The following is a 17,744-nucleotide window of genomic DNA, read 5'->3' on the forward strand; positions in this document are numbered from 1 at the left end:
TACCCCTGTCGCCCCCTAACCGGACCCCGGTTCCGGGCCGCGCGCGGGCGCTGAGGCGGGCCGGCGCGGTGATGATGGGCACGCCCCGAGGACGCCGCGTACCCACCGCCGACAGTCGAGGTGCCATGGAACGCTCCTGGTTGTTCGCCGACCTCGCCGTGCCCGGCGGGGGCTGCGTCGACGCGCGGGCGGCCGAACTGGTCGGCACGGTGCTGGCGGGGCTGGTGGCCGAGCTGCGCGCCGCCGACCCGGGCGGCTGCTGGTTCTTCGACCGGCTCGACCGTCCCGGCCCGACCCGGCTGCGGCTGGGCCTGCACGCCGGGCCCGCCGCGCTCGACCTGGCCCGCGACCGGCTCGGCCCGGCGGCCCGGCCGGCGCCACCGGCGTACGCGGTGCGCGACCCGGCCCGGGGCGGACCGCTCGCCCACGCCGGCAGTGAGGTGGCGCTGGGCCTGCTGGGCGGTGAACCGCCGTGGCTGGCCGGGCTGGAGCTGCCGCTCGCGGTGGCGCACCTGCGGCACCTGTGCGGGTTGCTGCCGGCCGGCGACCGGGCGGCCTTCCTGTTCCTGCACTGGCAGGACCGCAGCCGCGTGCTGACCGGGGCGCAGCGCCGGGACCTCGCCGCGCAGGCCCAGGCCGGCGTGGACAAGATCGTGCTGGCCGCCGCCGACCTGCCGCTCGCCGACGATCCGGTGTCGGTGGCCTGGCGCGGCTATCTGGACCGGGTCACCGAGGTGGTCGCCGAGGACCACCCGGCCGCACCGCGCGGGTTCCTGGTCGCCGAGCACGCCCAGCTCAGTCACCGCCGGTGGGGCATCGACCCGGCCGTCGACTCGCTGGCCGCGCTGGCGTTGCGGCTGGCCGGGCAGACCGTCGCCGGGACAGGTAGGAGAGCCGGATGACCGTGGAACGGGTCGACGTGGAGCTGGGCGAGCGCGCGTACCCGGTGCTCGTCGGCCCCGGTGTGCGCCACCGGCTGGCCGCGGAGGTGGCGCGGATCGGCGCCCGCCGGGTCGTGGTGGTGTCCGCCCGGCCGCCGGAGTGGACGCCCGACCCGGGCGTGCCGCACCGGGTGGTGCCGGCCCGCGACGGCGAGCACGACAAGACGCTGGCCACCGTGGAGGCGCTGGGCCGGGCGTTCGCCGAGTTCGGGCTGACCCGCGCCGACGCGGTCGTCTCCTGCGGCGGCGGCACCACCACCGACGTGGTGGGCCTGGCCGCCGGCCTCTACCACCGGGGCGTCGCGGTGATCCACCTGCCGACGTCGCTGCTGGCCCAGGTGGACGCCAGCGTGGGCGGCAAGACCGCGGTGAACCTGCCGGAGGGCAAGAACCTGGTCGGCGTCTACTGGCAGCCGCGCGCGGTGCTCTGCGACACCGAGCACCTGACCACGCTGCCGGAGGTGGAACGGCGCAACGGCTACGGCGAGATCGCCCGCGCGCACTTCATCGGCGCCGGTGACCTGCGCGGCCGGACGGTGACCGAGCAGATCACCGCGTGCGTGGCGCTCAAGGCCCGGGTGGTCGCCGCCGACGAGCGCGACGCCGGGCTGCGGCACATCCTCAACTACGGGCACACGCTCGGCCACGCGTTGGAGCGGGCCACCGACTTCCGGCTGCGGCACGGCGAGGCGGTCGGCGTGGGCACCGTGTTCGCCGGGCGGCTGGCCGGCCGGCTGGGCCGGATCGACGCCGACCGGGTCGCCGAGCACCACGAGGTGGTGGCCGGCTACGGCCTGGACACCACGCTCCCGTCCGGCGTGGACGCCGACGACCTGATCGCGTTCATGCGCCGGGACAAGAAGTCCACCGCCGGCCTGACCTTCGTGCTGGACGGCGCGCGCGGCCCCGAGCTGGTGCCGGACGTGCCGGAGGACGAGGTCCGCGCCGCCCTGACCGCGATGTAGCGGCGGGCGGCGCGGCGCTCAGAGCACCGCCGGGCAGTGCGTGAGCAACTCCTCGGGCTTGTGCGCGACCAGGTCGGGGCCGGCGGCCAGCAGCGCGGTCACGTCACCGCCGTGCCAGGTGGTCGCCACCGTGGTCACCCCGGCGTCGCGGCCGCTGGTCAGGTCCGTGATCGCGTCGCCGACCATCATCGCCACACCCGGCGGCATGTCGAGCAGTTCCAGCGCGCGCAGCACGATGTCCGGCGCCGGCTTGGGCCGGGACACCTCGTCCGAGCCGATCACGTGGTCGAAGAGGCCGAGCACGCCGAGCAGGTCCAGCAGGGACCGGGCACGCGGACCACTCTTGCCGGTGGCGACCGCCATCCGCACGCCGCGCTCGTGCAGCGCCTCCAGCGTGTCGCGGACGCCGGGGAACAGCGGCACCCGGTGCGCCAGCCGGTAGCTCTCCCGGACGAACGGCGCCTCCATCTCCAGCGGCAGCCCCATCAGCCGCATGATGTCCGGGAAGTACCGTCCCATGTGCTTGTTGTACTCCTCGAACGGCGCCGGTCCGGCGCCCACCACCTCGGCGTACGCGACGCTGAACGCCTCGCGCATCACCGCCGAGCTGTCGACCACGACCCCGTCGAGGTCGAACACGACCGCGCGGATCGGGCCCGGACGCGGGGCGAGGACGGCGGCGCCGACGGTCGACGGCGGCTGGCTCATGGCTGCTCCCGAAGGGTGAGGTCGCCCGGTGGTTCTCACCGGTCGCGCGCTCCCGCCAGCGCGGGCACCGGCGGGGTGGGCCGGGCGCAGCGGTAGACGCGTTCGATGGCGTCGATGGTGCGGCGGGCGTCGGCGGCGGCCACGCCCCGGTTGGCCTGGTCGGCGAGCAGGCCGGGCAGCGCGTCGAGCTGCCGGTCGTACTCGGCGCCGATGGTCTCGGCGGCCAGCGGCAGCGCGACGGTCTCGCCGTCGCGGGTCCGGGTCAGCTCCGGCGCGCCGACCCGGTTCGGGCTGAACCCGAACGTGCAGCGCAGCGTCGCCGAGCCGTCGGTGCCGTGCACGGAGATGGTGGTGCGGTCGGTCGCCTCGTGCGACGCCCAGCAGGCGTGCAGCGCGGCGGACGCGCCGTCGGCGGTGAGCAGGAACGCGCGGGCGGTGTCCTCGACGTCGCCGCGTCCGCCGGGTCCGGCGGTGCCGCGCCAGGCGGCCTGCGCGGCGCCGTCGTTGACGAAGTCGTCGGAGACGCTGCCCACCACGTGCGCGATCGGCGCCCGGCCGAGCAGGGGCAGCACCGTGTCGAGCAGGTGCCAGCCCAGGTCGACGAGCGCGCCGCCGCCGGAGAGGTCCCGGCGGGTGAACCAGCCGCCGGCGTCGGGCACCCCCCGGGCGCGTACCCAGGCGACGTCGACGTGCCGGACCGGGCCGAGGTCCACCACGGCCCGCAGCAGGGCCCGCACGTCGGCGCGGTAGCGGGCGGCGCTGCCGGCCAGCAGCACCGCGCCGCCGGCGCGCTCGGCGTCGGCCAGGTCGTCGGCCTCGGCGGAGGTGAGGCAGACCGGCTTCTCCAGGAACACCGGTACGCCCCGGCGCAGCAGCCGGGCCGCGACGGCGGCGTGCAGGTGGTTGGGGACCGCCACCACCACCAGGTCGGCGGCGTCGGTGGGCAGGTCGGCGACGTCGGCGTACGCGGTGGGCACGCCGTGCGCGGCGCGGGCGGTGTCCCGGGCGGCGGCGTCCGGGTCGACCACCGCGGTCACCGTGAACCGCTGGTGCGCGGCGAGTCGGGGCAGCCAGATCTGCCGCCCGGCCCAGCCGAGACCGGCCACCGCGACCCGGACGGTACGCCCCGGCGCGGCGGCCGGCTGCGGCCCGGTCATCCGGCCAGCACGTCGGTGAGCACGGCGGCGATCCGGTGCATCTGGTCCTCGCTGCCGAGCAGCGTGCGGTGGTGCAGCCAGACGCAGTCGGCGTGGATCTGCTCGACGTTCGGGCAGCGTTCGGCGATCTGCTCGGCGGTCTCGTCCGGCGCGCCGGCCAGCCAGAAGCCCTCGCAGCGGTAGATGGCGCGGAACGCCACGAACGCCGGGACGCCCCGGGCGATCAGCTCGTCGACCACGACCCGGCGGCGTTCCGGAGTGATGCCGGGGATCCGGAACATGGCCATGTAGTGCGGGTTGCGGTCGCCGCGCGGGTCGCGTCCCTGCGGCACCACGCCGGGGATCTCGGCGAGCAGGCTCGCCAGCAGCGGCCAGCGCTGCTCGCGCACCGCGATCTGACCGTCCAGCCGGGACAGTTGGGCGCGCAGCACGGCGGCGCTGAACTCGTTCATCCGGTAGTTCGAGCCGGTGGTGCGGTGCAGGTAGTCGCGGTCGGTGCGGGGCCGGCCGCAGCTGTGCACCAGGAACGCCTTCTCGTAGCTCTCCTCGTCGGGGAAGAGCACCGCGCCGCCCTCGCCGGCGGTCATCAGCTTGCCGTTCTGGAAGCTGAACGCGGCGACGGAGCCGAGTTCACCGACCCGCCTGCCCTGCCACTGCGCGCCGTGCGCGTGCGCGGCGTCCTGGAGCAGCGCGACGCCGGCGTCCGAGGTGATCTTGTCGAGCGCGTCCATGTCGGCGAACTGCCCGGCCATGTGCACCGGCATCACCACGCGGGTGCGGTCGGTGATGGCGGCGGCGACCGCGTCCGGGTCGACGCAGTAGGTGTCCAGGTCCACGTCGACCGGCACGGCCACCGCGCCGAGGCGCTGCGCGGCCAGCGACGAGGAGATGAAGGTGAAGGCGGGGACGATGACCTCGGTGCCCGGGCCGACGCCCAGCACCTCCAGCGCCACCTCCAGCGCGTGCGTGCCGTTGGTGACGGCCAGCGCGTGCGACGACCCGTGGTACGCGGCGAACTCGGCCTCGAACGTGTCGACCTCGTTGCCCCCGACGCGCCACCACTGGCCCTGTTCCAGGGCCCGGATGAGGCCGGTCCGTTCCTCGTCGCCGAACTGCGGCCACTCGGGGAACTCCGGCGCCGACAGATCACTCATGATGTCCCACTCCCTGATCCAGATCGGAACGGCCCGGCTGGACGCTAACCGAGCCGGCACGGCGCTGACCTCCCCTAACAGCCCCTAGCCGCCCCTAACCGCCCCCTGCCGGCGGGGGTTCGCGCGGGGGCGGGGTCGATACTCCGATGACCTGTCGTCGTCCGTCTCCGGTGAGGTGCAACGTGCCCGAGGTGCTCCTGCTCAACGGCCCGAACCTGGGCATCCTCGGCAGCCGCGAACCGGAGATCTACGGCACCGACACGCTGGCGGACATCGAGCGGGCGGTCGGCGAGGAGGTCGCCGGTCGGGGGTGGCGGGTCGTCGCGAGACAGCACGACTGCGAGGGCGAGATGATCCGTACCATCCAGGACAGTTATGAGACGGTGGGCGCGATCGTGAACCCGGGCGCGTTGATGATCGCCGGTTGGAGCCTGCGCGACGCGCTGGCCAACTATCCCCGCCCGTGGCTGGAGGTCCACCTGTCCAACGTGTGGGCCCGGGAGAGCTTCCGGCACGACTCGGTGCTCGCCCCGCTGGCCGCGGGGGTGATCGTGGGCCTCGGCGCGCTCGGCTACCGGCTGGCGGCCCGCGCGCTCGTCGCGACCGTCCCCTGACCGTCCACCCCGTCGCACCCGTACCGGTCGTCCGCCGCGACGACCCGACCCCCGAGGAACCCCGTGACCGTCGCGATCATCGTTCTCACCATCCTGCTGGCCATCATCCTGATCCCACTGGCCGTGCAGAAGCTCACCGGCAACGCGCAGATGCGCGAGCGGATGTCGCACCTCGGCGTCTCCGCCGGGCTGACCCGCGTCATCGGCCTGCTGGAGCTGGCCGGCGTCGCCGGGCTGCTGCTGGGCCTGAAGTTCTGGCAGCTCGGCCTGGTCGCCGCGGTGGGCGTCACCGTCCTGCTGATCGCCGCCGTGGCCTACCACCTGCGCGCCAAGGACGACGGCAAGGTGATCATGGTGCCGCTGTTCTTCGCGTTCGCCTCGGCCGCGCTGGCGTTCCTGCACCTGCTGGCGCACTGAGGCCGGCGTGACGGGCGGGCCGGGCGCCACGCTGCTGGGCGTCGACGTCGGGGGCACCAAGGTCGCGCTGCGCGCCGAGGCGGCCGGCCGGCCCGCGTACGAACGGATCGTCACCTGGCCGGCCGGCGCGGACCCGGCCGCCGACCTGGCCGTGCTGGCCGCCGAGGTGGTCGCGCTGCGCGCCGGCTTCGGCCCGGTCGGCGCGGTCGGCGTGGCCATGCCGGCGACCGTCGACCGGTCCGGCGTGATCGTGGCCTGGCCCGGCCGGCCGAGCTGGGTCGGCCTGGACCTGGCCGGCGCGCTGCGTCGCCTGTTCCCCGACACCCCGACCGGGTACGCCGACGACGGCGACCTGGCGGCGCTTGCCGAGGCCCGGCACGCGGGCCGCGCCGACGTGCTCTACCTCGGGGTCGGCACCGGCGTCGGCGGCGGGATCGTGGTCGGCGGGCGCAACGCCCCGGCCGGCGTGTCCGCCGAGGTCGGACACATGGTCGTCGACCTCGGCGGGGACCGGTGCGACTGCGGGCGGTCCGGCTGCCTGCAGGCGGTCGCGTCCGGGCCGGCCACGCTGCGCCGCGCGGCCCGGCTGCGCGGCGGGCCGGTCGACCACCACCGGCTGCGCGCCGGACTGGACGACGGACGGCCGTGGGCGGTGGCCGCGATCGAACCGGCCTGCGCCGCGCTGGCCGCCGCGGTGGTGAGCCTCGGCGAACTGCTCGCGGCCGACCTGGCGATCGTCGGCGGCGGGTTCGCCGCCGGCCTGCCCGGTTTCGTGCCGCTGGTCGGGCGCCTCGCCGTCGGGCGTCCGGGACGGCCCGCACCCCGCGTCGCCGCCGCCGCGCTCGGCGGGCTCTCCTCGCTGCACGGCGCGCTCCACCTCGCCCGCGACCTCGCGGGCGCCCCGGTCCCGGTCGGGGCCGGGCACTCGACCAGGGAGAACAGCCAATGATCAGGATCGGGGTCGTCGCCGGCAGCACCCGCCCGGGCCGCAAGGCCGACGCGGTGGCGCGCTGGGTACGCGACATCGCCGCCGCACGGACGGACGTCGAGGCGGAACTCGTCGACCTGGCGGACCATCCGCTGCCCCACTTCGCCGAGCCGCTGCCCCCGTCGATGGCACCGTCGAGCCGGCCGGCGATCCGCCGGTGGGGCGCCGTCGTCGGCGCGCTCGACGCGTTCGTCTTCGTCACCCCGGAGTACAACCACTCCATCCCGGGTGTCCTCAAGGATTCGATCGACGCGCTCTACCAGGAGTGGCACCACAAGCCGGCCGGGCTGGTCGGCTACGGCGTGCACGGCGGCACCCGGGCCGCCGAGCACCTGCGGCTGGTGCTCGGGCAGGTGTCGGTGCCGGTGGTCCGCTCCCAGGTGGCGCTCTCCCTGCACACCGACTTCGTGGCGTTCCGCGACTTCCGCCCCGGCCCGCACCAGCGGGAGGCCGTCGGCGCCATGCTCGACGAGGTGGTGGCGTGGGCGGGCGCGCTGCGGACACTGCGCCACCCGCAGCCGGTGCGGTGACCGCGATCGGCGGCGCCACCCGCCTCTACGCGCTGCTCGGCGACCCGATCGCCCAGGTACGCGCGCCCGGCCTGCTCAACCCGGTGCTGGCCCGGCGCGGCACGGACGCGGTGCTGGTGCCGGTGCACGTGCCCGCCGCCGCGCTGCCGGACGTGGTGGCCGGGCTGCGGCAGGTGACCAACCTGCACGGCATGCTGGTCACCGTGCCGCACAAGGCGGCAGTGCTCCCCCTCGCCGACCGGGTCACCGACCGGGCCCGGCGGGCCGGCAGCGTCAACGCGCTGCGCCGCGAGACCGACGGCACCTGGACGGCGGACACGTTCGACGGCGACGGGTTCGTGCGCGGGCTGGTCGCGGCCGGGCACGACCCACGCGGCCGGCGGGTGTGCGTGGTGGGCGCCGGCGGCGCGGGCAGCGCGATCGCGGTGGCGCTGCTCGACGCCGGGGTGGCCGCGTTGCACCTGGCCGACACCGACCCGGCCCGGCTGGCCGCGCTCGGCGGGCGGCTGTCGGCCGCGTACCCGGGCCGGGTCCACGCGGCGTCCCGGCCGCGACTGGCCGACGTCGACCTCGCGGTCAACGCGACGCCGGTCGGGCTGCGCCCCGGCGACCCGCCGCCGTTCCCGGTGGCGGAGCTGCCGGCGCGGGCGGTGGTCGCGGACATCATCATGTCCCCGGCGGAGACGACGCTGCTCCGCGCGGCCCGCGACCGGGGCCTGCCCGCGCATCCCGGTGAGCCCATGCTGGCCCACCAGATCGACGGCTACCTGGACTTCTTCGGCCTCTGAGCCACCACGACGCCGGTCAGCCGTCGTGGCCGACGCCCCGGTCGGGCGCGCCCATGTCGCCCGTCCCCGGCGTGCCGTCGGCGAGCCCGTAGCGCAGGTAGACGGTGCCCGTCGCGTTGGCGACCGGCGGTTCGAGGAGCGTGACGTTGGTGGGCACCGCGCCGCCGTCGAACACCCTCTTGCCGACGCCGAGCAGGATCGGGTGCACCCACAGGTCGATCCGGTCGAACAGCTTCTCCCGCAGCAGCGTCTGCACCAGGTCGAGGCTGCCGACGACCTTCACGTTCTCGTGCCGGTCCCGCACCTCACGCACCGCCGTCGCCAGGTCCGGGCCGAGCTGGGTGGACCCCTGCCACGACAGGTCGGGCCGGCTCCGGGAGGCCACGTACTTCGGGATGCGGTTGAACAACGTGGCGATCTCGTTGTCCTCGCCGCCCTCCTGGTGCGGCCAGTAGGCGGCGAAGATGTCGTACGTCCGCCGGCCGAGCAGCAGCGCGTCCGTGCCCTCGTACGCCTTCATGACCTGCGCGCCGGTGGCCTCGTCCAGCAGCGGCGCCTGCCAGCCGCCGAACGGGAACCCCGCCGGATCCTCCTCCGGGCTGCCGGGCGACTGCGCCACGAGGTCCAGGGTGGTGAACAGCTCGATCTGGATGACGCCCATGTCGTGCTCCCGTATGGTCGGTTCTCTCAGTCGGGAGGTAGACCGGCGTCCCCGGCCGAAGTCATCGCTCGTCTCGCCACGGGCCCGGGAGCCGGCCGTCCGGTGGGACCGCTTCCTGGCGTGGCTCGTTCCTGGCGCGGCTCGGCCGCCCACGCCCCTGCTGCCTAGGCGACGGCCAACTGCTGCCGCAGGAGGTCCAGCCCACCGCGGATCAGCCTGCCGTAGCCGTCGTCGCCCAGCGCGCCGATCCCCGCCTCCGCGTGTCGCAGGTGCTCCCGGGCGCGGTCGAGATCACCGAGCTTGCGGTGGCACTCCGCCAGGTTGAGGTGCAGCGACGGATGAAGCGCGGCCACCGACAGCGGCACCCCCGACTCGGCCACCCGCGCGTCGGTGAGCCGGCCGGCCGCCGCCAGCGCCCGTTCGTCCCAGCGCAACTCCTCACGGGCGTCGTCCTGCACGTCGGCCATCGCGTGCGCCAGGACGCAGACGTGCAGCGGGTCGCCCCGCTCACCGCCGATCTCGTCCCAGACCTGCGCGAACAGGTCGCGCGCGGCGTCCCGCTCACCCTGCTGGTGGTGCAACTGCACGCCCTCGTTGATGCGGGCCAGTGTGGCGTCGGCGATCGTCGGCTGCTCGGGCACGGCCCATGCTAACCGCCGGTCGCGCAGCGGCGCGGACATCGGTCCACGGGTCGCGCGACGAGGCGCCGCTCTCCCGGCGGCGAGTCGCGCTATGACTCTCAGTCATAGCTATGACGCACAGTCATACCGCAGAAAGCGCGAGTCTTCTGTCAGCGCCCGAGAGCCAAGGGCCAAGCCGAGAGCCAGGGGCACGGGCCCCAGGCCAAGGACCGGGGATCGAAGGCCAGGGATCGAGGGCCAGAGGTCGAAGGCCAGAGGTCGAAGGCCAGGCCCTCGAGACCGCGGGCCAGGGCCTCGCCCTGCCTTCCGCCCAGCCTCCCGCCTCACCCCCACCCCACCCCCGCCTTCTGTCTCGGCATCTCGCCCGCCTTCTCGCTCGCGCTGCGGCACGATCCCCCGGGCTTCGGCCTCGGCTTCGCCGATCTTGGAGTTGTGGCGCCTGGATTGTCGGCATTGAACGCCTATCGGAGGTGCCACAACTCCAAGATCGAAAGGATCGGCGGGACAGTTCTGATTACCGCGTATCGGGGTGGGCGCGTTGAACGGCAGGCGGCTGGTTTCTGGGACTGGCGTTCCACTGGATAGGAAACGGGTAGATCTTGGTAGGAAACGGCCCTGGAGGGGCCGTTTCCTACCAAGATCTCTCGGAACCGGAACCGGAACCGGAGCCGGAGCCGGAGCCGGAGCCGGATCCCGGAGCACGGATCCCGGAGCACGGAGCCGGGCGCCCGGGAGCCGGCGAGCCGGGAACCGGGAGCCACGGGCCAGGAGCCACGGGCTGGGAGCCGAGAGCCACGAGGCGGGGAGCCGGAAGCGGGGAGCCAGAAGCGGGGAGGCGGGGAGGCGGGGAGGCGGGGAGGCGGAAGCGGGGAGCCGGGGGCGGGGCGAGCGCGAGCGCGAGCTCGACGGACTAGCGCCGGACCGTCGCGTACCGGAGGGTTCGGGAGCGCCGCTAGGCGGAGAGCGGGCGGCCGGCGGCGGCCCGGCGGACCAGGCGGCGCGCCTCGTCCGGCGGTACGCCGGTGGCGCGCAGCACGTCGTTCGCGGCGGTCCGGAGCTGCGAGACCACGATGGTGCCGGAGAAGCCGATGTCCTGGCGGCACGCCGCGCCGGCCTCGCGGACCGCCCGCAGCACCCGCTCCCGGGCCGCCAGCGGCTCCCGGGCGGCGAGGAACTCCCGGTGAAGCAGTCGGATCGCCGCCCCGAAATTTTCCAGCGCGGCCGGCAGGTCCGGTGGCACCGGCTCGTCGTCGCGCAGCGCGGTGCCGACCCGGCGGACCAGCGCACGGCTGTTGCGGAACGCCCGGTCCAGGTGCTCGGCGCCGCTCCGGTACGCGGCCAGCGCCCGCCGTCGCCGCCAGCGCACCGGGGAGAAGCGGACCACCTCGTCGGCGGCGTTCACCACCTCGTCGATTCGGTCGAGTTCCGGTTCGGCGGCGCGCATCCGGGTCAGCACCGCGTCGGCGGCGCGCGCGTCGCTTCGGGCCAGCGCCTCCGCCGAGGCGGTCATCTCCCGGGCGAACGTGTCCAGCGCCGGGTCGGCGAGCCGGCGTACCGTGCGCAGCGGGTTGAGGGGCGCGATCACCAGCACCACCAGCAGGCCGACCACGCCGCCGACCAGCGCGTTGACGGTGCGGGGCAGCTCCAGGTCCGGCGAGACCGGGGTGAGCGTGGCGACCAGCACCGCCGTACCGCCGGCCTGGGTGACGAGCGCGCCGGTGCCCCGGACCAGCACCGCCGCGGTGACGGCCAGGAAGACGATCACGCCGGTCTGCCACGGGCCGGTGCCGAACAGGTGGATCAGGGCGTCCCCGACGACGATGCCGAGCACCACGCCGACGACCAGTTCGACGGTGCGTCGGGTGCGGTTGCCGAGCGCCGCGGCGATGACACCGACGGCTGCGGCAGGCGCGAACGTCGGGTCGGGGTTGCCGAGCACCTCGCGCGCGAGCAGCCAGGCCAGCGCCGCGGCCAGGCCCGCCTGGACCGCCACGATGAAGTACGTGCGCAGCCGCTCCCGGCTGGCCCGTCCCGCCTCGCGTATCCGGTCGCCGGCTGCCCGCATGCGCCGGGGTACCCGCCGCCGCCCGGTCGAACCTCACCCCGGATAGGCCATCGTGCCGGTCAGCGCCACCACGCCGGGCAGCCGGGTGTCCTGGCGCAGGAACTGCACCACGACCGGCACCGGGGAGCGCAGCACGCAGCCGTACGGGCGGTCCAGTCGTACCGCTTCCGGGTCGATCAGGTCGTTGACCCGCACGTGCCGGACCCGGCGGGCGGGCACGAGCAGCCGGTACGGCCCGACCGGCTCGGCGTCCTGGTAGTAGAAGTCGAGCGTCAGCGCGGCGTCGTCGTCGCCGGCGTTGAGCACGCAGAGCTGGTCGAAGCCGGTGAACTCGGGCTCGGTGCCGTGCGCCGGGAACGGCACGTGCCCGCCGGGCACCACCCACACCCGGGCGCCGATCGCCCCGGTCACGACTCCTCCAGCAGTCGGGCCAGGTCGGGGGTGAGGAACACCCCGTCCGGGTCGAGCCGGCGGCGGACCGCCTGGAAGTCGTCCCACCGGGGATAGAGGGGACGCAGTTCCCGCGCGCCGAGCCAGTGCTTCTTGCCCCAGTGCGGCCGCCCGCCGTGGTGCCGGAAGACCGCCTCCATGTCGTGGAAGTAGTCCTCGTACGGCAGGGACGTGTTCTGCAGGCAGGCGATCGTGGTGGTGGGCCGGCCGTAGGCGTTGCTCAGCCAGATGTCGTCCGGCGCGACGGTGCGGACCAGCACCCGCCACCCGGCCAGCCGCCGGTGCCGCTCCCGGATCCGGCGGCGCACCTCGGCGAAGCAGGCCGCGAACGCCTCCGCGGGCAGCATGTACTCGATCTCCTCGAACCGCAGTTCCCGGTGCCGGGGAATGGTGCGGTGGGTCGGCCCGACCTGGCTCTGCCGGGGCTCGCCGTCCGGGGTGCACGCGCCGGGCCACCGTGACTGGTCGCGCGCGTCGTCGACCCGGTTGATCACCCGGATCTGCGTCCGGTCGCTGCGCGGATACCAGTAGAAGTCCATGTTGCGGTTGGTGTGCTGGAGTTCGGCCAGGTGGTCGAGCGTCCAGTCCAGCCGCGCGCACCAGGACCGCCGGTGCAGTTCGTAGCGGGGCTGCACGTCCAGGGTGACCCGGGTGACGACGCCGAGCGCGCCCAGCGACAGCCGGGCGGCCGGCAACAGTTCCGGGTTGCGGTCCGCGGCGATCTCCAGCACCTCGCCGGCGCCGGTGACCAGGCGTACGCCGGTGAGCTGGGTGCTCAGGTTGCCGAAGCCCAGCCCGGTGCCGTGGGTGCCGGTGGCGGTCGCCCCGGCGATCGACTGGTAGTCGACGTCACCCAGGTTGTCCATGGCCAGGCCGGCGTCGTGGAGACCTTCGCCGAGCGCCTTCAGCGTGGTGCCGGCCCAGGCGGTGGCGGTTCGGCCGTCGTCGGAGACCACGCCGGCGAGCCGGTCCAGGCCGAGCAGGATCCCGTCGGTACGCACCAGCGGGCTGGACGAGTGCCCCGAGCCGACCGGTCGGACGGTGACGCCGTCGTCGCGGGCCCGGCGCACCAGCGCGCACACCTCGTCCTCACCCGCGGGTTCGGCCCAGCGCGCCGGGGTGAAGGAGAGGCTGCCGGACCAGTTCACGAACGCGCGTGTCACCTGGCTCCCCTCCGCCGGCGGTCGGGCCCGCTTACCCGCGCCCGCCGGGGGTAGTCGCCGGCCTGTTCCGGCACCCCGGCGGGAACCAGGCGGGGCGCCCGGACGACTATCCCTACATGGCGTGCGAGCAGTGGCGGGAGATCCTGTCGGCCCAGTTGGACGGGGAGGCGTCCCGGACCGAGACGGAAGCGGCGGAGGCGCACCTGAGCGGTTGCGCCGGGTGCCGGGGCTGGTTCGACTCGGCGGCCGCCGTCACCCGCCGGGCCCGTACGCAGCTCGCCCCGCGGGTGCCCGACCTGGTGGCGTCCGTGCTGGCCGCCGCACCGCCGCCCCGGCCGAGCCGACGCCGGCGGGTGGTGTGGGGGCTGCGCGCGGCGCTCGGCCTGCTCGGCGCGGTGCAGTTGGTGCTGGGCCTGGCGCAGATCGGCCGGGAGGCGGTGGTGGCGCACGCGCACACCTCCGGCCAGCACCTGTGGCACGAGTCGGCGGCGTGGAACGTGGCGGTCGGCGCGGGTTTCCTCTACGTCGCGCTGCGCCGGTCCACCCCGTCCGGGCTGCTGCCGATGCTCAGCGCGTTCGTCGCCACGCTGGTCCTGCTGTCGGTGAACGACCTGATCACCGGGCAGGTGGCGATGACCCGGCTGGTCAGCCACGGTTTCCTGCTGGTCGGCTGGGCGGTGATGCTGCTGCTGTCCCGGCCCGGCCTGCGCCCCGGCGACACGCCGCCCGGCCGGCGCGGGTCGTCCGGCTCGCGGTGGGCGCTGCGTACCGAGGAGCCGTCCGCGCCGGCGCCGCTGCGGCTGGTGCCGCCCGGCCCGTACACCGCGCAGGCCCGCGACCGCCGCGCGGCCTGACCTCGGTCCGGGCGGCTCAGCGGGCCCGGCGGGACCGGACGTCGCCGGCCCAGGCCGCGACCAGGTCCTCGCGGGCGCGGGCGACCCGTGACCGGATGGTGCCGACCGGGCAGCCGCACACCTCGGCGGCCTCGGCGTAGGAGAGGCCGAGGACCTGGGTGGCGACGAACGCCTCCCGCCGGTCCGGGGCGAGCCCGGCGATGAGCCCGCGCAGCGCGACGCCGTCGTCCCCGCCGGCGGTGACCGCCCCGGCCGCCTCGGCGACGCTCTGCCAGTCCGGCAGCGCGGCGATCCGGGGGCGGACGGTCGCGGCCCGCACGTGGTCCACGGCCACCCGGCGGGCGATGGTGAAGATCCAGGTCCGGGCCGAGGAGCGACCGGCGAACCCGGGCAGGCTGCGCAGCGCGCGCAGGAACGTCTCCTGGGCGAGGTCGTCGGCCTCGGCGGGGCCGGCGAGGTGGGCGAGGAACCGCCACACCGGGCCCTGGAGCGCCCGCACGAACGCGGCGGCGGCGAGCTGGTCGCCCCGGCCGGCCTGGTGCGCCCACCGGGTCACCTGCTCGTCGTCGGCGTCCGGGCTCATCCGCGGCCCGCCCGCCGGTGCGGCACGGTCATGCCGGAGGGTACGGACGCCGGCCCCGCTCGGTTCATCCCTGGCGTCCTCTCCGTCACCTCGCCGCCGATCCGGCGATCGGTGACCCCGAGGTTGGTCGGCCGGCGGCCGGGAAAAGTTCCGGCGGACGGATCAGTCGCCGACCGTGACGGTGACCGGGCCGACCCGCAGGAGACCGTCGGTGAGCGGCTCGCAGCGTACGCCGGCCCGGCGGCGCATCGCCTTCCAGGTGCCGGGTGCGACGACCACGTCCAGCCAGGCGCAGGGCGGCGCGGCCCGGTGCACCCGCAGGCTGACCGGACCGTCGCCGGAGTCGAGGGTGAGGACCCGGCCGACCAGCTCGTCGACCGCGATGCCGCTGGTCAGCACGTTGCGGCGGAGCTGGGTGAGGTCGGCGCCGGCGGGCAGCGACTCCCGCGCGATCAGCGTGACGCTCGCCGTGCGGTGCGCCGGCCGCCCGAAGTAGCGGTCACCGACGACGCCGAGGCCGGCCCGCAGGCGCACCTGGTCGACCAGCTCACCGGGCGGCGCCGGGGCGGGGCCGTCCGCCGGGCGGCCCAGGTAACGGTGCACCGGTGAGGCCAGCAACTGGACGATCCGCGGCATGGCCCGAGTCTAGGCACGGCCATAACGCCACCAAAGCGGATGATAGCCACGCTCACGTGTCCGCGCCCCGTGGCCGGCGTTGTACCGGGTGTGACGGCGAGACGACCCGGCCCGACCGGGTCCCATCCGGCGCGACGGCTGGCCTGGGCCCGACGCGAGAACGAGCGCCGACGTCGGGCGTACGAGACTGCGGTGCGTGACTGGCGCCGCCGCGCGGACCACCTCGACCGGCTGCGGATCGAGGCGGACGGGTTCCACGGATGCGCGCTGCCCGGCACGCCGCTGCCGGTGCCGCTGGACGACGGCGAGGTCGTCTACCGGATCCTGCCGGTCGTCGAGCTGGTGGAGGCCACCGCCCGGCACCTGGCCGGCCTGCCCGCGCCCGGCCGGACGCTGGTCGGCTGCCTGGACCCGGGCGACGGCCCGCTGCCGGTCGGGCTGCGCGTGGTCGACACCGGCGCCGCCGTGGTGACCGACCGGCGGGTGGCCTTCGCCGGCCGGGACGGCCGCCAGGAGTGGCCGCTGGGTGACCTGCGGGGCGCCGGACACCATCCCGACCGTCCGGTGACGCTGCTGCACCGGGCCGACGGCGCACCGCCGTCCGGGTTGCGGATGCCGGCGCCCGGGGCCGCGAACGCCCGGTTCTACCTGACGCTCGCGCACGCCGACGCGACCGGGGCGAGGAGCGCGGTCGCGCAGGACGTCGAGGCGCTGCGCGCCGCGCACCGGGCCGCCCGGCCCCGGCCGCCCCGCCCGCTGGGCCCCGACGACGCCCCGCCCGACCGGATGCCGCCGGGACGACTGGTGGCGGCCGGCGTCGCGGTGGCGGCCGTGCTGCTCGGGGTGACCTCCGCCGGCACGTGGCCGGCCACCGCCGGGCCGCACCAGCCGACGGCCCGCTCGGCGGCGTCCGCTACGGCCGGGAGCGACCGGGTCGACACGGGCCCGGTCACGCCGACGCCCACCGGGTCCCCCGTCGGCCGCCGCGCGTCCGACGATCCGGGCTCTCCCCGGACCCTGCCCCGGCCGGACCGCGCACCCACCCGACCCTCGCCGCCCGTTGGGGCGAGCCGGACCGGTCCGCCGGCCGCCGGGGTGGGCGCGAGCGGTCCGCCGGCCGCTGGCCCGGGCCCGACGGCGCCACCGACCGGCCGCGACCTGCCATCGGCCCCGACACCGCCACCGCCCACCGACCCGGTTCCGAGTCAGGTTCCGACCTCACCCGCCGCACCCACCCCGACCGTCGCACCCAGCCCGACCGCCGTCCTGAGCCCGCCGGCCGTCGCGAGCCCGACCGCCGCCCGCCGGGCCTCCTGAGCCCGACCGCCGCGTCGGTCAGGACGGCTGCGGGCTGAGCAGGTAGTCGCCGTCGTCGGCGCTCCAGCGCAGGTCAACCGCCCCGTCGGTGGCGGCGGCCTTGCAGAACTGGAGGAAGCTGCGGTAGCCCAGCTTCTTCTCGCTGAAGTCCGGCCGGGCGCGCCGGAGCTGGTCCTTCAGGCCGGACAGCGCCACCGCGCCGCCCTCGCCGGCCAGGTCCACCACCACGGACCGGAGCAGCCCGAACGCGACCTCCCGGTCACCCCGCTCGGGCAGCGACACCTCGGGGTCACCCTTGGCCGGGCCGGCGGCCAGCTCCACCACGTTGGAGGCGGCCAGGTGCCGCAGCAGTTCACCGAAGGTACGGAAGCCGTAGTCGGACTCGCTGAACGTCGGGTCCTTGCGGAGCAGGGCCCGCTTCAGGCCGGACGCGGTCACCTCGCCGCTGGAGCTGCCCTGCATCCCGGCCACGGTCTGCACGAGCAGGACGGCGAGGGTGTCCACGTCGCGCGAGGGCTCCTCCTCGACCGGGGCGGTCTCCACCGCCGGCTCGGGCGCCGGCTCCGCCACCGACGTCCCAGCCGAGCGGGCCGGCCGGGCCCGGCGCGCCGCGGGCGGGGGCACGTCCACCCCTTCGAGCCGGTCGTAGTAGAGGAACTCGTCGCAGGCCGGCGGCAGCAACGCCGAGGTGGACTTCTCCACCCCGACGCCGATCACCCGCTTGTTCAGCTCGCGCAGCTTGTGCACCAGCGGGGTGAAGTCGCTGTCGCCGGTGCAGATCACGAACGTCGAGATGTAGCCGCGCTCGAACGCCAACTCGACCGCGTCCACGGCCATCTTGATGTCGGCCGCGTTCTTGCGGGAGAAGCCCATCCGCTGCGGGATCTCGATCAGCTCGACGTGCGACCGGGTCAGCATCCGCCGGTCCTCGTCGAAGTACGACCAGTCCGCGTACGCCCGGCGCACCACCACCCGGCCGCGTTCGGCGAGGGCGTCGGCGATCGGCCGGAAGTCGAACGGCCTGCCGCCGTGATGGTCCCGTACACCCAGCGCCAGGTTCTCGTAGTCGAGGAACAGCGCGATCCGGTCTTCCTGATCCACGCCGGTCAGCC

General features: G+C 75.6%; 20 protein-coding genes. 9 read left to right on the plus strand and 11 right to left on the minus strand.

Translation table 11 applies throughout. The features are described from left to right. Nucleotides 1-125 precede the first annotated feature (125 nt). Nucleotides 126-902, plus strand: coding sequence for a hypothetical protein (locus tag H1D33_RS10605; RefSeq protein ID WP_246411453.1), 777 nt, complete (start codon nt 126-128; stop codon nt 900-902). Beyond that, nucleotides 899-1,906, plus strand: coding sequence for a 3-dehydroquinate synthase family protein (locus tag H1D33_RS10610; protein ID WP_181568227.1), 1,008 nt, complete (start codon nt 899-901; stop codon nt 1,904-1,906). The genes H1D33_RS10605 and H1D33_RS10610 overlap by 4 nt, the downstream gene beginning before the upstream one ends. A gap of 18 nt (nt 1,907-1,924) precedes the next feature. Here the strand turns inward: H1D33_RS10610 and H1D33_RS10615 are convergent, their stop codons facing one another. Genes H1D33_RS10615 through H1D33_RS10625 form a run of 3 tightly spaced genes read right to left on the minus strand, consistent with a single transcriptional unit; the run spans nt 1,925 to nt 4,925 of the window. Then, nucleotides 1,925-2,614 (minus strand): HAD-IA family hydrolase, encoded by a 690-nt coding sequence (locus tag H1D33_RS10615; RefSeq protein ID WP_181568226.1) that lies wholly within the window; start codon nt 2,612-2,614, stop codon nt 1,925-1,927. A gap of 35 nt (nt 2,615-2,649) precedes the next feature. Further along, nucleotides 2,650-3,771 carry a Gfo/Idh/MocA family protein gene (locus tag H1D33_RS10620; RefSeq protein ID WP_181568225.1) on the minus strand — a complete coding sequence of 374 codons (1,122 nt, stop codon included), beginning with the start codon at nt 3,769-3,771 and terminating at the stop codon, nt 2,650-2,652. Further along, entirely contained in the window at nt 3,768-4,925 is a 1,158-nt protein-coding gene (locus H1D33_RS10625) for a DegT/DnrJ/EryC1/StrS family aminotransferase (RefSeq protein WP_181568224.1), read from the minus strand. Before H1D33_RS10625 ends, H1D33_RS10620 begins: the two co-directional genes overlap by 4 nt. A 182-nt stretch (nt 4,926-5,107) precedes the next feature. Between H1D33_RS10625 and H1D33_RS10630 the strand changes: the two genes are divergently transcribed. The 5 genes from H1D33_RS10630 (at nt 5,108) to H1D33_RS10650 (ending at nt 8,262) form a co-directional block, all read left to right on the plus strand. Next, on the plus strand, nt 5,108-5,539 hold the full coding sequence (locus tag H1D33_RS10630) for a type II 3-dehydroquinate dehydratase (protein ID WP_181568223.1): 432 nt from the start codon (nt 5,108-5,110) through the stop codon (nt 5,537-5,539). Nucleotides 5,540-5,602: 63 nt separating this feature from the next. Next, nucleotides 5,603-5,956 (plus strand): DoxX family protein, encoded by a 354-nt coding sequence (locus H1D33_RS10635; protein WP_181568222.1) that lies wholly within the window; start codon nt 5,603-5,605, stop codon nt 5,954-5,956. Between the two features lie 7 nt (nt 5,957-5,963). Continuing rightward, a complete protein-coding gene (locus H1D33_RS10640) occupies nt 5,964-6,905 on the plus strand; it encodes an ROK family protein (RefSeq protein ID WP_181568221.1) in 942 nt (313 codons plus the stop codon). Beyond that, nucleotides 6,902-7,474 (plus strand): NADPH-dependent FMN reductase, encoded by a 573-nt coding sequence (locus H1D33_RS10645; RefSeq protein ID WP_181568220.1) that lies wholly within the window; start codon nt 6,902-6,904, stop codon nt 7,472-7,474. Before H1D33_RS10640 ends, H1D33_RS10645 begins: the two co-directional genes overlap by 4 nt. Continuing rightward, nucleotides 7,471-8,262 (plus strand): shikimate dehydrogenase family protein, encoded by a 792-nt coding sequence (locus tag H1D33_RS10650; protein WP_181568219.1) that lies wholly within the window; start codon nt 7,471-7,473, stop codon nt 8,260-8,262. The genes H1D33_RS10645 and H1D33_RS10650 overlap by 4 nt, the downstream gene beginning before the upstream one ends. A gap of 16 nt (nt 8,263-8,278) precedes the next feature. Here the strand turns inward: H1D33_RS10650 and H1D33_RS10655 are convergent, their stop codons facing one another. The 5 genes from H1D33_RS10655 to H1D33_RS10675 all read right to left on the minus strand — a co-directional run bounded on the left by H1D33_RS10655 (nt 8,279) and on the right by H1D33_RS10675 (nt 13,242). After that, nucleotides 8,279-8,923: a dihydrofolate reductase family protein gene (locus H1D33_RS10655; RefSeq protein WP_181568218.1), complete on the minus strand. Its 645-nt coding sequence runs from the start codon at nt 8,921-8,923 to the stop codon at nt 8,279-8,281. Between the two features lie 164 nt (nt 8,924-9,087). Next, the gene (locus H1D33_RS10660) at nt 9,088-9,603 is read right to left on the minus strand and encodes a hypothetical protein (protein ID WP_181568217.1); all 516 of its coding nucleotides are present in this window, start codon (nt 9,601-9,603) and stop codon (nt 9,088-9,090) included. A gap of 913 nt (nt 9,604-10,516) precedes the next feature. Beyond that, nucleotides 10,517-11,629 (minus strand): FUSC family protein, encoded by a 1,113-nt coding sequence (locus H1D33_RS10665; protein WP_181568216.1) that lies wholly within the window; start codon nt 11,627-11,629, stop codon nt 10,517-10,519. 33 nt (nt 11,630-11,662) lie between these two features. Next, nucleotides 11,663-12,040: a sensory rhodopsin transducer gene (locus tag H1D33_RS10670; RefSeq protein WP_181568215.1), complete on the minus strand. Its 378-nt coding sequence runs from the start codon at nt 12,038-12,040 to the stop codon at nt 11,663-11,665. Then, nucleotides 12,037-13,242 carry a D-arabinono-1,4-lactone oxidase gene (locus tag H1D33_RS10675; RefSeq protein WP_181568214.1) on the minus strand — a complete coding sequence of 402 codons (1,206 nt, stop codon included), beginning with the start codon at nt 13,240-13,242 and terminating at the stop codon, nt 12,037-12,039. The genes H1D33_RS10670 and H1D33_RS10675 overlap by 4 nt, the downstream gene beginning before the upstream one ends. Before the next feature lie 116 nt (nt 13,243-13,358). Here H1D33_RS10675 and H1D33_RS10680 point away from each other — a divergent pair, with 116 nt between their 5' ends. Next, nucleotides 13,359-14,096 carry a zf-HC2 domain-containing protein gene (locus tag H1D33_RS10680; RefSeq protein WP_181568213.1) on the plus strand — a complete coding sequence of 246 codons (738 nt, stop codon included), beginning with the start codon at nt 13,359-13,361 and terminating at the stop codon, nt 14,094-14,096. Between the two features lie 16 nt (nt 14,097-14,112). Here H1D33_RS10680 and H1D33_RS10685 read toward each other — a convergent pair whose 3' ends face one another. Next, the gene (locus H1D33_RS10685) at nt 14,113-14,679 is read right to left on the minus strand and encodes a sigma-70 family RNA polymerase sigma factor (protein ID WP_181568212.1); all 567 of its coding nucleotides are present in this window, start codon (nt 14,677-14,679) and stop codon (nt 14,113-14,115) included. A gap of 162 nt (nt 14,680-14,841) precedes the next feature. Then, nucleotides 14,842-15,315 (minus strand): molybdenum cofactor biosysynthesis protein, encoded by a 474-nt coding sequence (locus H1D33_RS10690; RefSeq protein WP_181568211.1) that lies wholly within the window; start codon nt 15,313-15,315, stop codon nt 14,842-14,844. A gap of 192 nt (nt 15,316-15,507) precedes the next feature. Here H1D33_RS10690 and H1D33_RS10695 point away from each other — a divergent pair, with 192 nt between their 5' ends. Continuing rightward, a complete protein-coding gene (locus H1D33_RS10695; protein ID WP_181568210.1) occupies nt 15,508-16,632 on the plus strand; it encodes a hypothetical protein in 1,125 nt (374 codons plus the stop codon). Nucleotides 16,633-16,650: 18 nt separating this feature from the next. Here H1D33_RS10695 and H1D33_RS10700 read toward each other — a convergent pair whose 3' ends face one another. After that, complete coding sequence (locus tag H1D33_RS10700; RefSeq protein WP_181568209.1) at nt 16,651-17,733, minus strand: PIN domain-containing protein; 1,083 nt, start codon at nt 17,731-17,733, stop codon at nt 16,651-16,653. Nucleotides 17,734-17,744 lie beyond the last annotated feature (11 nt).

It is taken from the genome of Micromonospora ferruginea (genome assembly GCF_013694245.2).
Lineage (GTDB): Bacteria > Actinomycetota > Actinomycetes > Mycobacteriales > Micromonosporaceae > Micromonospora > Micromonospora robiginosa.

Excerpts from the sequence above, each read along its gene's own strand:
- H1D33_RS10605 (WP_246411453.1), top strand. The coding sequence starts at position 126 with ATGGAACGCTCCTGGTTGTTCGCCGACCTCGCCGTGCCCGGCGGGGGC.
- H1D33_RS10610 (WP_181568227.1), top strand. The coding sequence starts at position 899 with ATGACCGTGGAACGGGTCGACGTGGAGCTGGGCGAGCGCGCGTACCCG.
- H1D33_RS10615 (WP_181568226.1), bottom strand. The coding sequence starts at position 2,614 with ATGAGCCAGCCGCCGTCGACCGTCGGCGCCGCCGTCCTCGCCCCGCGT.
- H1D33_RS10620 (WP_181568225.1), bottom strand. The coding sequence starts at position 3,771 with ATGACCGGGCCGCAGCCGGCCGCCGCGCCGGGGCGTACCGTCCGGGTC.
- H1D33_RS10625 (WP_181568224.1), bottom strand. The coding sequence starts at position 4,925 with ATGAGTGATCTGTCGGCGCCGGAGTTCCCCGAGTGGCCGCAGTTCGGC.
- H1D33_RS10645 (WP_181568220.1), top strand. The coding sequence starts at position 6,902 with ATGATCAGGATCGGGGTCGTCGCCGGCAGCACCCGCCCGGGCCGCAAG.
- H1D33_RS10655 (WP_181568218.1), bottom strand. The coding sequence starts at position 8,923 with ATGGGCGTCATCCAGATCGAGCTGTTCACCACCCTGGACCTCGTGGCG.
- H1D33_RS10660 (WP_181568217.1), bottom strand. The coding sequence starts at position 9,603 with ATGTCCGCGCCGCTGCGCGACCGGCGGTTAGCATGGGCCGTGCCCGAG.
- H1D33_RS10665 (WP_181568216.1), bottom strand. The coding sequence starts at position 11,629 with ATGCGGGCAGCCGGCGACCGGATACGCGAGGCGGGACGGGCCAGCCGG.
- H1D33_RS10680 (WP_181568213.1), top strand. The coding sequence starts at position 13,359 with ATGGCGTGCGAGCAGTGGCGGGAGATCCTGTCGGCCCAGTTGGACGGG.
- H1D33_RS10685 (WP_181568212.1), bottom strand. The coding sequence starts at position 14,679 with ATGAGCCCGGACGCCGACGACGAGCAGGTGACCCGGTGGGCGCACCAG.
- H1D33_RS10690 (WP_181568211.1), bottom strand. The coding sequence starts at position 15,315 with ATGCCGCGGATCGTCCAGTTGCTGGCCTCACCGGTGCACCGTTACCTG.